At 32.1% G+C, this 14,683-nt stretch carries 14 protein-coding genes and 1 pseudogene; 12 read left to right on the top strand and 3 right to left on the bottom strand.

Annotation, left to right across the window (positions count from 1 at the left end; genetic code table 11):
- The first annotated feature begins 206 nt into the window (after window positions 1-206).
- The 9 genes from bsdE14_RS17610 (at window position 207) to bsdE14_RS17650 (ending at window position 9,682) form a co-directional block, all read left to right on the top strand.
- Entirely contained in the window at window positions 207-1,358 is a 1,152-nt protein-coding gene (locus tag bsdE14_RS17610; protein ID WP_264851312.1) for a Card1-like endonuclease domain-containing protein, read from the top strand.
- A 26-nt stretch (window positions 1,359-1,384) separates the two neighbouring features.
- Window positions 1,385-2,263 carry a 2-oxo acid dehydrogenase subunit E2 gene (locus tag bsdE14_RS17615; protein ID WP_264851313.1) on the top strand — a complete coding sequence of 293 codons (879 nt, stop codon included), beginning with the start codon at window positions 1,385-1,387 and terminating at the stop codon, window positions 2,261-2,263.
- Between the two features lie 120 nt (window positions 2,264-2,383).
- Entirely contained in the window at window positions 2,384-3,262 is an 879-nt protein-coding gene (locus bsdE14_RS17620; protein ID WP_264851314.1) for a YitT family protein, read from the top strand.
- Between the two features lie 132 nt (window positions 3,263-3,394).
- Complete coding sequence (locus bsdE14_RS17625) at window positions 3,395-3,958, top strand: glycerol-3-phosphate responsive antiterminator (RefSeq protein ID WP_264851315.1); 564 nt, start codon at window positions 3,395-3,397, stop codon at window positions 3,956-3,958.
- A 130-nt stretch (window positions 3,959-4,088) separates the two neighbouring features.
- Window positions 4,089-5,579, top strand: a complete 1,491-nt coding sequence (glpK, locus tag bsdE14_RS17630; protein ID WP_264851316.1) for a glycerol kinase GlpK — start codon at window positions 4,089-4,091, stop codon at window positions 5,577-5,579.
- Between the two features lie 215 nt (window positions 5,580-5,794).
- A complete protein-coding gene (locus bsdE14_RS17635) occupies window positions 5,795-7,231 on the top strand; it encodes an NAD(P)/FAD-dependent oxidoreductase (RefSeq protein WP_264851317.1) in 1,437 nt (478 codons plus the stop codon).
- Window positions 7,232-7,244: 13 nt separating this feature from the next.
- Window positions 7,245-8,504 carry an FAD-dependent oxidoreductase gene (locus bsdE14_RS17640; RefSeq protein ID WP_264851318.1) on the top strand — a complete coding sequence of 420 codons (1,260 nt, stop codon included), beginning with the start codon at window positions 7,245-7,247 and terminating at the stop codon, window positions 8,502-8,504.
- Window positions 8,505-8,507: 3 nt separating this feature from the next.
- Window positions 8,508-8,879, top strand: a complete 372-nt coding sequence (locus bsdE14_RS17645) for a DUF1667 domain-containing protein (RefSeq protein ID WP_264851319.1) — start codon at window positions 8,508-8,510, stop codon at window positions 8,877-8,879.
- Between the two features lie 188 nt (window positions 8,880-9,067).
- Window positions 9,068-9,682 (top strand): glycerol-3-phosphate acyltransferase, encoded by a 615-nt coding sequence (locus bsdE14_RS17650; RefSeq protein WP_264851320.1) that lies wholly within the window; start codon window positions 9,068-9,070, stop codon window positions 9,680-9,682.
- Between the two features lie 116 nt (window positions 9,683-9,798).
- Here the strand turns inward: bsdE14_RS17650 and bsdE14_RS17655 are convergent, their stop codons facing one another.
- The 3 genes and pseudogenes from bsdE14_RS17655 to bsdE14_RS17665 all read right to left on the bottom strand — a co-directional run.
- On the bottom strand, window positions 9,799-10,107 hold the full coding sequence (locus tag bsdE14_RS17655; protein ID WP_264851321.1) for a hypothetical protein: 309 nt from the start codon (window positions 10,105-10,107) through the stop codon (window positions 9,799-9,801).
- A gap of 186 nt (window positions 10,108-10,293) precedes the next feature.
- Window positions 10,294-11,886 carry an ABC-F family ATP-binding cassette domain-containing protein gene (locus bsdE14_RS17660; protein WP_264851322.1) on the bottom strand — a complete coding sequence of 531 codons (1,593 nt, stop codon included), beginning with the start codon at window positions 11,884-11,886 and terminating at the stop codon, window positions 10,294-10,296.
- Between the two features lie 252 nt (window positions 11,887-12,138).
- Window positions 12,139-12,429: pseudogene (locus bsdE14_RS17665) on the bottom strand (glutaredoxin family protein); the annotation flags it as partial.
- Window positions 12,430-12,752: 323 nt separating this feature from the next.
- Here bsdE14_RS17665 and bsdE14_RS17670 point away from each other — a divergent pair.
- From bsdE14_RS17670 to bsdE14_RS17680, 3 genes are all read left to right on the top strand, one after another.
- Complete coding sequence (locus bsdE14_RS17670) at window positions 12,753-13,496, top strand: MJ1433 family protein (RefSeq protein ID WP_264851323.1); 744 nt, start codon at window positions 12,753-12,755, stop codon at window positions 13,494-13,496.
- A gap of 114 nt (window positions 13,497-13,610) precedes the next feature.
- Window positions 13,611-14,381, top strand: a complete 771-nt coding sequence (gene lgt, locus bsdE14_RS17675) for a prolipoprotein diacylglyceryl transferase (RefSeq protein ID WP_264851324.1) — start codon at window positions 13,611-13,613, stop codon at window positions 14,379-14,381.
- 7 nt (window positions 14,382-14,388) lie between these two features.
- Window positions 14,389-14,661 (top strand): metal-sensing transcriptional repressor, encoded by a 273-nt coding sequence (locus tag bsdE14_RS17680; RefSeq protein ID WP_264851325.1) that lies wholly within the window; start codon window positions 14,389-14,391, stop codon window positions 14,659-14,661.
- Window positions 14,662-14,683: the final 22 nt, after the last annotated feature.

Below are 14,683 nucleotides of genomic sequence, written 5' to 3' on the forward strand. Positions count from 1 at the left end.
CTATATCGTGAAATATGATGTTTAGTATGTATATGTATTTTAATGCAAACGTAAAATTTATCTACTTTTTAGTAAAGTAATTATTAAATTTAATTCTTCCTTTTATATGGGGGTATGATATATTATTAGAATAACAATATTATTGAAATTAATGATTTTCATATTGCTAGTTTTAGCTAAATAAAGATTTTGACAGGAGTCATTTTATGAGATGCAGAACATTAATCAATTTACTAAGTAAATACAATGATCATAATATAATAGCAGCATTGAAATACAATCCTAAAACCATAGTTTTTATAAGATATAAATCGCAACAGAATAAAAATATATTTATGGAAGTTAAAAAAGTTATACAAAAGCAGCTGCCAGGAACTGAGATAATAGATAGGGTAATCAGTGCAGGTAACCCGCAAAAGCTAGAAGATATAATTAAGGAATATGCTGATAAAGATACCATAATTAATCTTTCTGGAGGAAGCAAAATTAGCAGTATTATTGCATATAAAGTGGCTATAGAAAAAAATATTGTATCTGTAGTTGTTGACCTTAAAGGAAAGGGATTTTATAAAATTCAAGGAAAGAGTATAGAGCTTCAAAGAGAACCATTTACAGAGCTTAAGGTTGATGAAATTATATCAACATCTGGAGCTGCAATAGTGGAACATTCCACTGACTACTATCATAGTGATGAATGTGTAGAACTATTAAATTACGTTATGAATAATTTTGAACAATGGAAAATTGTAAAGGACATATTAAGAGATAAAGACATTGTTTCAATAGATAAAGATGAACCATTGAAGGTCTCCTTAGATCTAAGGCATATAAATAAAGCTAATAGTAGTGAGCTTAAGGATTTTATTGGAGGTATGAATATTAGGGGATTTATAATAAAGTGTACATTTTTTTCTGAAAGAGTAGATTTCGGTTTTAGAGATATAGGTATAAAACGATTTATTTTAACTTCAGGAATTTGGCTTGAGGCGCTAACATATAAATTAGTAGATAATATTGAAGAAGTGGACGATATAAAAAGTGGGGTACTTTTTGAATGGGATAGAGACCTGAAACATGTGAGGAATGAAGTCGACGTAGTAGCAGCAGTTGATTCTACACTTATGTGTATTTCCTGTAAGGATACTGAAAAATATGATGTAGAAGAGTTAAACGAACTTCAAGTATATTCTGAAAAGCTTGGGGGAGAAGATGTAAAGAAAATACTTGTAGCTTCTAGAGAGCCGCTGAGACAGGAGCTTGTAATGGAACGTGCGGAAGAAATGAATATCAATGTTATTATTTTTAATGGGGATGTTAAGCTTTTTCAAAGCAGGCTTAGAGATATAGTGCTTAAATAGTTTAACAATATTAAAGGGGGGTATTTATGGAAAACAGAAGAAAACGTTTTGGGGACAGATATGATGGACGACTTTTAAGAACAATTGACCCGTTTGGCAAAATAATACCTTACATTATGAAAAGCAGGGTGGATTCTCAAACTTATTTTGATGACAAAATTTATTTTGACAATATTGATGAGTTCTTAAAGGAAAAGAGAAAACTTGGTATAAGGGATATTAAATTTCTTCACATAATAATAGCAGCCATGGTAAGAACAATATCACAAAAACCCAGAATAAATAGATTTGTGGCAGGACAAAAAATCTTTGCAAGAAATGAAATTTTAATTTCACTTGCATTAAAAAAGGAATTAACGGAGGATGGTGTGGAGACTACCATCAAACTTAATTTTAGCCCCTATGACACTTTACAAACAGTAGTGGAAAAAGTAAATAAGGCTATAGAGGAGAATAAAAAAGAGCAAAATAGCAATGAAACTGATAAAACTGCAAAACTAATAATGCTTTGCCCTGGATTTGTTGTAAAGTTCATTGTATGGTTTTTAACTAAACTTGATTATTATGGATATATGCCAAAGGTAATAAATAAGGTTAGTCCCTTTCATACCAGTGTATTCATTACTGATTTAGGTTCTTTAGGGATTCAGCCAGTTTATCATCACATATATGAATTTGGGACAACTTCTGTGTTTATAGCCTTTGGAGCAAAACAAAAACAAGCACTATTTGATGAAAATAATAACTTAGTTAACAAAAAATATGTAAGTGTTAAAGTGGTTTCTGATGAGAGAATTGTAGATGGATACTATTATGCTTCTGCTTTCAAGCTTTTCAAGAGACTTATTGAAAACCCAAAAAGACTAGAGATTGGCCCAGAAAGAGTTATAGAAGATATAGAATAGTTTATCTTAAGATATTTTATAAATAAATTAATTTACATAATATTAACCTTTATCTATATTCCTTTAACCTTTTTTTTATTATACTAGTATAGGATGAATTTAATAATAGAGGGTGATAGCATGAGAAAGATTGATATTAAAAAAATTATAGCGGACTATTTTTTTGTATTAGCTGGATGTATATTAGTAGCATTTGCAATTTCATCAATTTTAAAGCCTAGTGGTTTAGTAACAGGTGGAATTACCGGAATTTCTATCATATTTGAAAAGCTTACAGGTATTAAGTATACATATATATATTATGTGTTATCTTTATTAGTGCTGTTAACAGCTTTTATAACTATGGGAAAAAGAGAAGGGTTTAAAATAATAACTCTATCAGTTTTATTTCCTTTAATACTGATAATATTTGAAAATCTAAATATTAGTTTTATAAAAAATGATATGATGCTTTCCTCAGTTTATTTCGGAATAGTATGTGGTATAGGAACAGGTCTTATGCTTAAAAGAGGATTTTCATCAGGTGGAACAGACACAATTGCTAAAATTCTTCATAAAAAGATATTTACTTTTGTGGGGTTAAGTGAAATTTTACTTTGTATTGATGCTACAATTATTGCAACATCTGCTATTGTGTACAACTTAAATGTTGCGCTATACGCAATTATATCCCAAATTATATCTATGAAATTAATTGACTTAGTAATGTTCGGATTTGATTCGAAGAAGGTTAAGATTGAGATTATAAGTGATAAGCATGAAGAGATTACACAGTATATTTTGCACCAAATTGTAAGGGGTGTAACTAGTTGTGAAATAAGGGGAGGGTATATGAATGCTACAAGGCTTAAGCTTCAGACTATATGTTCTCCAAGAGAGGCTATGCTTATAAAAAGATTTATATCTGACACTGATTCCGATGCATTTGTTAATGTAGTACCTGTAATATCGGTTTGGGGTAAGGGAATAGGTTTTGATAGCCTTGTTGAAGAAAAGTAATTAATTGAGTCAATGCATTTTTATAAATGTATTGACTCTTTTTTATAATATAAAATCAAATATACATTTAAAAAAATAATAATTATATGCTATAATATACTCAGATGGAAATATGTATTGCAGAGGTAAGTTATGAACAAATTAGAAGAAATATTGGTAGAAAATCCAGTAGTAGCAGCTATAAGAAATGAAGATGATTTGAAAAAATGCATTAATAGTGATTCACAAGTTGTTTTTGTATTATATGGTGATATAATAAATATAAAAAGTATATGTGAAAAGTTAAGAAATGCTAACAAATTGGTTTTTATACATATGGATATGATTGAAGGCTTAAAAGGTGATTATGCTGGTTTGCAATTTATAAAGAGATATGCTGAACCTTATGGCATAATAACTACTAAGGTTACAAACATTAAACACGCAAAGCAGCTTGGACTTGGAACTATACAAAGGGTATTTATTATTGATTCTCTTTCATTAGACTCTGGTATAAGAAATATTAAAGAAGTGATGCCAGATGCAGTAGAAGTTATGCCTGGTGTTGCTAGTAAAATAATAAATATGCTTCAAAGTAAGGTTCATGTACCTGTAATAGCAGGAGGGCTTATTGAAAGTAAAAAGGATGTTTTGGAGTCTTTAGCTAGCGGAGCAGTTGCTATTTCTACAAGTACCGCTGAACTATGGAATATATAAAATTAACACTTGATAATTATTTTATTACGACAGAGAAATGAGAGTCGTGTAGATAGGGAGTTATCTTTATTTTGCACGACTTTTTTATTTTAATAAATTAAACGTTTTCAAATAACAAGGGGGTAATATTGTGGCAAAGTATGTAATGGCGCTTGACCAAGGTACAACAAGTTCAAGATGTATATTATTTAATGAAAAAGGTTTAATTGAAAGCTGTGCTCAAAAGGAGTTTACTCAAATTTACCCTAAGGCGGGATGGGTAGAGCATGATGCAATGGAAATATGGTCTACTCAAATCAGTGTGGCTTATGAAGCCATGGCTAAATTAAATTTGGGTGCTAATGATATAGCAGCAATTGGAATAACTAATCAAAGAGAAACTACAGTAGTATGGGATAAGAGAACAGGAATGCCAATTCATAATGCTATTGTATGGCAATGTAGAAGAACTGCAGAAAAGTGTGACGAATTGAAGGCAAAGGGATTTGAAAGCACTATAAGAAAGAAGACAGGACTTATTTTAGATGCATATTTTTCAGCTACTAAAATACAGTGGATTCTTGATAATGTACCTGGTGCTAGAGAAGAAGCTGAAAAGGGAAATTTACTTTTTGGAAATATTGATACTTGGTTAATCTGGAAACTGACAAATGGAAAGGTACATGTAACAGATTATTCCAATGCTTCGAGAACTATGCTTTTTAATATCCATGAATTAAAATGGGATAAGGAAATATTAGAGGAACTTAATATTCCTATTAGCATGCTTCCAGAGGTTAAACCATCAAGCTATATATATGGATATACTGATGCTAATCTACTAGGGGGAGAAATTCCTATAGCAGGAGCCGCAGGTGATCAGCAGGCAGCCTTATTTGGACAAATGTGTTTTAGGGAAGGAACAGCTAAAAGCACCTATGGAACAGGATGCTTTATGCTTATGAATACAGGAAAGAAGGCTATTGATTCGAAACATGGACTACTTACAACTATTGCATGGGGAATTGATGGCAAGGTAGAGTATGCTTTAGAAGGAAGTGTATTTGTTGCTGGAGCAGCAATTCAGTGGTTAAGGGATGAACTTAGAATGATTAAAAGTGCAGCGGATACAGAAGAATATGCTAATGCAGTTGAAGATACAAATGGGGTTTATATGGTACCTGCTTTTGTTGGACTAGGAGCACCTTATTGGGATCCATATGCAAGGGGCACAATTGTTGGTCTTACTCGAGGTGCCAAGAAGGAACATTTTATTAGAGCTGTACTAGAATCACTAGCTTATCAAGCATATGATGTTCTAAAAGCTATGGAAGAAGATTCTAATATTAATCTGGTATCTTTAAAGGTAGATGGAGGAGCATGTGCTAATAATTTTCTTATGCAATTTCAATCTGATGTGCTCGGAGTTAAAGTTGACAGGCCTGAAGTAATTGAAACTACAGCACTTGGTGCAGCATATCTAGCTGGTCTTGCAGTAGGCTACTGGAAGGATAGAGAGGAAATAGCTAGAAATTGGTCCATTTCTAGAATCTTTGCTCCGGAAATTGGAGAAGAGAAAAGAAATGAGCTATTAATTGGATGGCACGAGGCAGTCAATAGAGCTTCTGGATGGGTAAAATAAAATATATAAATATATATTTTTAACATTGTAATGTGGTAAACAACATGATATAATGAAATTGGCAAAGATAAGAGAGCCATTATTTTAGGTAAACCCTATAATAATGGCCCTTTTTTTGTACTTTTTTATTGTAATCAATGGTGGATTTGCAAAATAATTGCGGATATCATAGCTAAGTACTATGATTACTGCTTAGGAAAACAGGGGGTAATGGTATGTATGATGTTTTAATAATTGGAGCAGGTGTTATTGGATGTTCTATTGCCAGAGAGTTATCTAGATACGATATGAAAATTGGTGTTGTTGAAAAGGATTTAGATGTAGCTTGCGGTACAACTAAGGCTAATAGTGCTATAGTTCATGCCGGATTTGATGCCATTCCAGATAGCTTGAAGGGAAAGCTTAACGCTAAGGGAAATTCCATGTTTGACAAGCTATCTAAAGAGATTGATTTTCCATTTAAAAGAATAGGTGCATTGGTCCTTTGCTTTAATGAAGAGGATATATACAAACTGGAAGCTTTAAAAACCCAAGGAGAGAAAAACGGTGTTCCAGGTTTAAAAATATTGAATAATGATGAAATAAAAGCGCTTGAACACAATATAAGCGACGAAGCTGTTGCTGCACTATACGCACCAAGTAGCGGCATAGTATGCCCATATGAAATGACCGTAGCTTTGGCTGAAAACGCTTGTGAAAATGGAGCTGAATTTAAGTTTAATACTGAAGTTATAAGTATAGAAAAAAGTGAAGATGGATATATAGTTAAAACTAATAAAGGAAATCTCCAAACTAAAATTATTATCAATGCAGCTGGAGTATTTGCGGATAACATTAATAATATGGTCAGCAACAGCAGTATCAACATAACAGCAAGAAAAGGAGAATACTGCCTATTTGATAAAGAAGCAGGAAGTATTACTTCAAGGACAATATTCCAACTTCCAACTGCTATGGGTAAAGGAGTACTAGTAACTCCAACTGTAGATGGAAATTTACTTGTTGGTCCTAATGCTGTTGATATAGAAAATAAGGCTGATGTAACTACTTCAAGAGAGGGCTTAAACGAGGTCTTGAGTAAAGCTAAAAAGAGTATAGGAAGTCTCCCTATGAATAAAATTATTACGTCCTTCTCCGGGAATAGAGCACATTCATCTTTAGATGATTTTATTATAGGTGAAGCTAAGGATGCAGAAAACTTTATTAATGCAGCGGGAATTGAATCGCCAGGATTATCTAGTGCACCTGCTATTGCTGAGATGGTAAGAGATATAGTTGTAAGCAAGTTTCAGCCAAAGGAAAATCATAAATTTAATCCTATAAGAAGGGGAATTCCAAAGTTTAGAGAGCTTGACAATGAAGAGAGAAATGAACTCATAAAGCAAAGACCCGAATATGGCAAAATAGTATGCAGATGTGAAACTGTAACTGAGGGAGAAATAATCGATGCAATAAATGGACCTTTAGGTGCAAGGGATTTGGACGGTGTAAAAAGGAGAACTAGGGCAGGTATGGGAAGATGTCAATCAGGTTTCTGCTCTACTAGAATAATGGAGATATTAGCTAATGAACTTAATATTCCACTTACTGAAGTTACTAAGTATGGCGGAGACTCAAAAATACTAGTTGGAACCAATAAAGATAGCATTTAATGGGGGGATATATATGAAGGAATTTGATATTGTAGTTATAGGCGGAGGTCCTGCTGGTCTTGCAGCAGCTATTGCAGCAAAGGAAAAGGGAATAGATAGCATACTTGTTATCGAAAGAGAACATCAACTTGGCGGAATTTTAAATCAATGCATTCATAATGGTTTTGGACTTCATACTTTTAAGGAAGAACTAACAGGTCCAGAGTATGCACATAAATTTATAGAAAAGCTAATAAATCTTGATATATCGTATAAATTAAATACTATGGTTTTAAATATAAGTAAAGATAAAGTGATAACAGCTGTAAATCAAGAAGATGGGGTTATCGAAATAAAGGCTAAGGCAGTTATTCTATCTATGGGCTGTAGAGAAAGACCAAGAGGAGCTATTAATATACCAGGCAGCAGATGCGCTGGCGTATTTTCAGCTGGTACAGCTCAGAAGCTTGTAAATGTAAAAGGATACTTACCTGGCAGAGAAGTAGTTATTCTAGGTTCAGGAGATATAGGTCTTATAATGGCAAGAAGAATGACTCTTGAAGGCTGCAAGGTTAAGGCTGTTGTTGAGTTAATGCCATATTCCGGTGGCCTTAAGAGAAACATTGTACAATGTCTTCAGGACTATAACATTCCACTAAAACTAAGCCACACTGTAACAAATATCAAAGGCAAGGATAGAGTAGAAGGAGTAACAATTGCTGAAGTAGATGAAAATAGAAATCCTATAAAAGGTACTGAAGAATTTATAGAATGCGATACACTGCTTCTATCTGTTGGCCTTATACCAGAAAATGAACTTTCAAAGAGCATGGGAGTTGAGCTAAATCCTGTTACAAGTGGACCTGTAGTTGACGATAGCATGCAGACAAATATTGATGGTGTATTTGCCTGCGGTAATGTACTTCATGTTCATGATTTAGTGGACTATGTTACCTTAGAAAGCTATACTGCAGGAGAAAATGCAGCTAGGTTCGTTAATGGGTTGTGTACTAAAGAAAAAGGCATAGAGGTTAAGAATGGCAATGGTATTAGTTACGTGGTGCCAGGCAGAGTTAATTTTAGTAGAATAGAAGATTATATAGAATTCAAATTTAGAGTAAGAAATGTATATAGCAATAAATTTGTATCCGTATATTTTGATGGCGAAAGAGTATTTCATATAAAAAAGAAAATCTTAAGTCCTGGTGAAATGGAAGTTGTAAAACTCACTAAGGCTGTATTTGGCAAATACGAAAATTGCAATAGCATAACTATAACAGTGGAGGAGGAATAATATATGACAAAGAAGGAACTTATATGTATTGGATGTCCACTTGGATGTAGTTTGGAAGTAACAATAGAAGATGAAGATAATATTAAGGTTTCAGGCAATACTTGTAAAAAAGGTGAAATTTATGGTGTTAAAGAATGTACTAATCCAACCAGAATAGTAACAACTACTGTAAAAGTTATTGGTGGTACCGAAGAAATGCTTCCAGTTAAAACTGAAAATGATATTCCAAAGGGTATGATATTAGAAATTATAAAGCTTCTTAAAAATGTAAATGCCACTGCACCAGTTAGTGTAGGAGGCATAATTATTGAGAATGTACTGAATACTGGTGTTAATATTGTTGCAGCCAAAAGTGTAGATAAAAGTGTAGCATAGAAATTATAAATGCCATTTTAGATTGTATAATTTAAGATGGCATTTATTTTGAAATAATTAAATTGACTTATAACAAATACCTCAAATAAATCTTGCAGGATAATTTAATTTATGGAATAATAATTTAGTAAATACGCTTTAATTGCAGAAAGAGTAAAGATTTATAGCAATACAAGGAGGCAACAACTTTGTTCTATTTGAAGGTATTATTTATTTGTCTATTTTCTTTTTTTATGGGAGCAATTCCATCTGCTTATGTACTTGTAAAACTTACTACGGGAAAAGATTTAAGAAAAATTGGAAGTGGGAATATAGGTGCAACTAACGCAAAAAGGGCATCAGAAAATTGGCTTCATGGGAATATACTCTTTTGTACCACAGTGTTATCTGACATTTTAAAAGGTGTAATTCCTGTGTTAGTAGCTATGCTGCTTACAAAAGATATAGCTAATTCGCTAGTAAGAGATTCAATTATAACAGCAGCAGCAATTATGACTATACTAGGACATGATTTTATGCCCTTTATTAAGCAGGGAGCTGGTAAAGGGGTCAGCACTACAGTGGGAGCATTTTTACTGTTAGCACCGATTCCTGTTGTTATTGGCATGGCTGCGTTTTTAATTCTAAGATTTTTTACAAAGGTAGTTTCAAAAAGATCCATTATTATTGCTTTAATTATTTCTCTATCTTGTATTATTATGAAAATATCACTCCCAATAATAATAGGATCCTTAGTATCTGCAGTGCTTATTATATTAAGGCATAAAGAGAATATAAAAAGAATTATTAATGGTGAAGAATAATAAAAGTAGAGACAGTAAATTAATAGCATTTACTATCTCTACTTTTTTATATTTAAGGTGAAGAAAGAGGCTTAAGCATAAAATAGAAAGATGTGTTTTGTTAATTAATAACAGTTCTAAAAGCATATAAAACATTCCAATTGATAAAGTGGAATATTATATAAAAGCCAAGTATTGCCATTCCAAATCCAGCACAGTATAGAACTTTCGTATAAAGCCACTGGTTTTGACCATAATGAAAAAGAATTATTAAACCAAAGATAGGTTAACTTAAATAGGCATGGAAGAACAGTTTCAGGTTCAATTTCATTTTTGCCAGGTGTTTTAGTAAAGCCTAATGCCTTTGCTTTGTATTTAGAAGGAACACCACTGGGTGGAACAAATTTTGGTGGATAATAGGAATTAGGGGATTTAGCTTTTTCCACAAAACTTGCAGGAGAGCAATCTCATCTGAAGTAAGACATACTTTTGTCTAAAAAATTCTTATTAACAGCTGCCATTTATAAGCTCCTAAATAATTTTTACACTTATATAATATGCTTAGAAAATAAAATTTGAATCCCCCAATAATGAAAAGCCTGCAGGTGTAAATACTCGCAGGCTCAATCTATTTATTGTAAGTTTTTAAATTCTAGATATTCATCATAGCTCATTCTCTTGTCTATGATTCCATCAGGAGTGATTTCAATAATTCTATTTGCTATTGTTTGCACAAATTGATGGTCATGGGAAGCAAATAAAATAACGCTGCTGTAGTCCATAAGGCCATTATTAAGTGCAGTAATTGATTCAAGATCTAAATGGTTAGTTGGCTGGTCTAGTATAAGAGCATTTGCACTGCTAAGCATCATTCTTGAAAGCATACATCTAACTCTTTCTCCTCCAGATAAAACCTTAGCGTCTTTTAAAGCTTCATCTCCTGAGAATAGCATTCTTCCAAGGAAGCCTCTTAAATAGCTTTCAGATTTTTCTTCTGAAAATTGTCTTAGCCAATCTACAAGATTTAAATCTACATCATTGAAGTACTCCGAGTTATCCTTAGGGAAAAATGCTTTAGTAATAGTAATTCCCCATTTATATTCTCCGCTATCGGGTTCTAGTTCTCCAGCTAGTATCTTAAATAATGTAGAAGTTGCTATTTCATTATCACCAACGAAGGCAATTTTATCACCTTTTGAAATAGTAAAGCTTATATTATCTAATACCTTTTCACCTTCAATTGACTTAGATAATCTATCTACAGTAAGAATATCATTACCTACTTCTCTTTCTGGTTTAAAGCCTACAAATGGATATCTTCTGCTGGATGGTTGGATATCATCTAGAGAGATCTTTTCAAGTAACTTCTTACGGGAAGTAGCCTGCTTTGATTTTGATGCATTAGCACTAAATCTAGCAATAAATTCTTGAAGATCTTTAATTTTTTCTTCTTTCTTCTTGTTTTGATCCTTAGCCATTTGAAGAGCAAGCTGGCTGGATTCATACCAAAAGTCGTAGTTTCCTACATAAAGCTTAATTTTACCAAAGTCAACGTCGGCCATATGAGTACATACCTTGTTCAAGAAATGTCTGTCGTGGGATACAACTATAACAGTTCCATCAAAGTTTATTAAGAACTCTTCAAGCCAGTTTATTGACTTGATATCAAGATGGTTTGTAGGCTCGTCCAAAATAAGTACCCCTGGATTGCCAAAAAGAGCTTGTGCTAAAAGAACTTTAACTTTTTCTGAACCAGAAAGCTCAGATACTTTTTTATAATGAAGATCTGTACCTATACCTAACCCCTGAAGTAGTGATGAAGCTTCAGCTTCAGCTTCCCAACCATTAAGCTCCGCAAATTCGCCTTCAAGCTCAGATGCCTTTATTCCATCTTCATCAGTAAAATCAGCTTTTGCGTATAGTGCATCCTTTTCTTTCATAATTTGATATAATCTTTCATTACCCATAATAACTGTTTCTAAAACTTCATACTCATCATATTGATAGTGGTCTTGTTTTAGTACAGACATTCTAACACCTGGTGCTATGCTTACATCGCCAGTATTGGCTTCAATTTCACCAGATAATATTTTTAAAAATGTACTCTTCCCAGCTCCATTAGCTCCTATAACACCATAGCAGTTGCCAGGAGTAAACTTTATGTTTACATCTTCGAATAGTTTTCTTTCACCATATCTTAAACCTATATTAGTTACTGTAATCAATTTAATACCTTCCTTTATCTTAATTTTGACACATACTGCGTTATTATAACATAAAAGTTGAAGAAATGCACCAGTTAAAAATGAAGCAGCATGGTATAATGAACCGATGTATAAAACATTGTTCTGAAGTTAGAGGTGGAATAACATCTTCCTGTTAATATATTAAATCTGAACGTATAGATATATTGATTTATATGCTAACATTTTATAAGGCTGCAGTATAATTTGTAATATACTGCAGCCTTATTATCGTTAAGTTGCCATTTTAAAGCTGGTTTCACATTTAGGACAAGTAACAGTTATATTACCCTTTCCTTTCGGAACTCTAAGTCTTGTAGGACAGTTTGGACAGTTAACTACATTATAGTCTATAAGGCTTTCAATTTTTGAGGTATCTAAGCCAACAACTACATCTTCGCCTATAATAAATGTTGGTACACCCCTTATTCCTCTTCGAATAAGTTCTTCTCTAGCAGAAACATCTGTATTAATGTTTCTTTCTGTAAATACATATCCCTTTTCTTGAAGGTACACCTTCGCAGTATGACAATGCGGTCAAGTGCTGCTTGTGAATATTGTTATGTTTTTCATATTATTTGCACTCTCCTTTACACATAAATTAATAATTTTGAATGATAGCTTGGTTGAATATTAATAAAGTTTAATTTTAAAATAATTATACCACTATGGGGTATATAATCAATAGTAAATATAAGTTTATTGGATTTAAATGTTTTAATAATAGAGGCAACCAGTATTATGCCATGATCTTATTGACAGAGAAATTCTTAATGTTATAATATACCTGTATGGGGTATGTGTTTAAAAGTTATAATTATGTTATCTAAATTAAGGGAGGATATACAATGAAAAAAGATAAAGCAACTATAAAACTTTCAGCTACCTTATTGAGTATTTCCTTTATATTATATTTACTAAACTACATTATTTTTAAAGATATTGTTCATATAGCTGAATTCTTAGCACAATATATTGCATTTATTCCAATTGAAGCGTTAGTAACAGTTGTAATAATAGGCAGTTTACTTGAAAATAGAGATAAAATTAAAAAGCAGCAGAAGATAAATATTTTAATTCAAGTATTCTTTGAGGAGGTTGGAAACGAGCTCTTATGTAAATTAGAACCAAGTGAGAAAAAGTGCTGTGAATTGGGATGCTTAAGATGGGAATTCAATGATTTACTTATAAAAGATACTAAAAATATTAGAAATGAAATTGAAAAACACAACGTTATCCTAGAATTAAAATCTGAAGATATAAACAGCCTTTATGAACTTTTAAATTCAAACAAAGATACATTTATTAAATTTTTAGAAAATCCATATTTAACTGAGCACGATACTTTTACAGACTTAATTCAATCAATTTCCCATTTGTATTATGAAATAAGCTTTAGAAGAAGTAGGGGTGAGTACAGTGAAGCTGACATGATTCACATAAGAGAAGATGCTCAGAGGGTATATAAAAATCTTTTAGAGAAGTGGCTTATTTATATGGAATATACTCAAAAAGAGTATCCGTTCCTATTTGACCTTGCTTTGCAAAATGCACCATTTAACGATATGGAAAAACTTAATAAGCATATTTAATTATTGTTGTAAATTGTTATTCAAATATAATACTTCTAATCATTATATAGATATAGTTGTTTTTTGATTATTCGGTTATAATGTAAATATTAAATTTCAGCAAGGAGTGATAAAGTGAACCCAGTAGCATTTTCTTTATTTGGACTAGATATAAGATGGTATGGAATATTAATTGCAAGTGGTATGATAATAGGAATACTTATAGCTCAATACTCTTGTAAGTATAGGGATCTTGACTATGATACCTTTATAAACACTATATTAATAGCATTACCACTAGGTATTATAGGTGCAAGACTATATTATGTAATATTTGAATTTGATTATTATAGGAATAATATAAGTCAGATTCTAAATATTAGGCAAGGCGGTTTAGCAATTCACGGTGGCTTAATTGCAGGTGTTTTAGCTGCCTTTTTATATTTAAGAAAAAAGAGAATAAGTTTTTTTAAATTAGGTGATGTTGCCGTGCCATCAATCATACTGGCTCAAGCCATGGGAAGATGGGGAAACTTCTTTAATCAAGAGGCGCACGGTGGACCAGTAAGCTATGAATTTATAAAGCATTTTCCAGGCTTCATTCAGAAAGGTATGTATATAGAAGGGGTTTATTATCAGCCAACATTTTTATATGAATCTATTTGGAACATTATAGTGTTCTTCATTTTAATCAATCTTTTAAAAAGAAGTAAAAACACAGGAATAGTGTTTTTCACATATATAGGTTTATACTCAATTGGAAGGTTTTTTATAGAAGGATTGAGAACTGACAGTCTTATGCTTGGAAATATAAGGATAGCTCAGCTAGTGAGTATTTCTGGCTTTGTAATATGGATAGCAGCATTAATATTTTATTACTTTAGAGGAACTGTAAAAAGGAGATGACAAATTAGTGGAAAAAAATAATGAAGATACAACTAAACAGATAACAAATAGATTATCAAGAATTATAGGGCAGCTTCAAGCAATCAAACGAATGACAGAGGAAAAAAGGGAATGTGGAGAGGTGCTAATTCAAATATCAGCAGCACGTTCGGCACTAGATAGTGCTGCTAAAATGATTCTGCAAAACCACATAAATACCTGTATACAAGATGCTGTAGAAAAAAATGATGAAAGTGCAATAAATGATTTAAATAAAGTTTTAAGCAAGTTCTTGTACTAATGTAATGGAGTAATCCGAAATA

The organism is Clostridium omnivorum, from assembly GCF_026012015.1.
GTDB lineage: Bacteria > Bacillota > Clostridia > Clostridiales > Clostridiaceae > Clostridium_AX > Clostridium_AX omnivorum.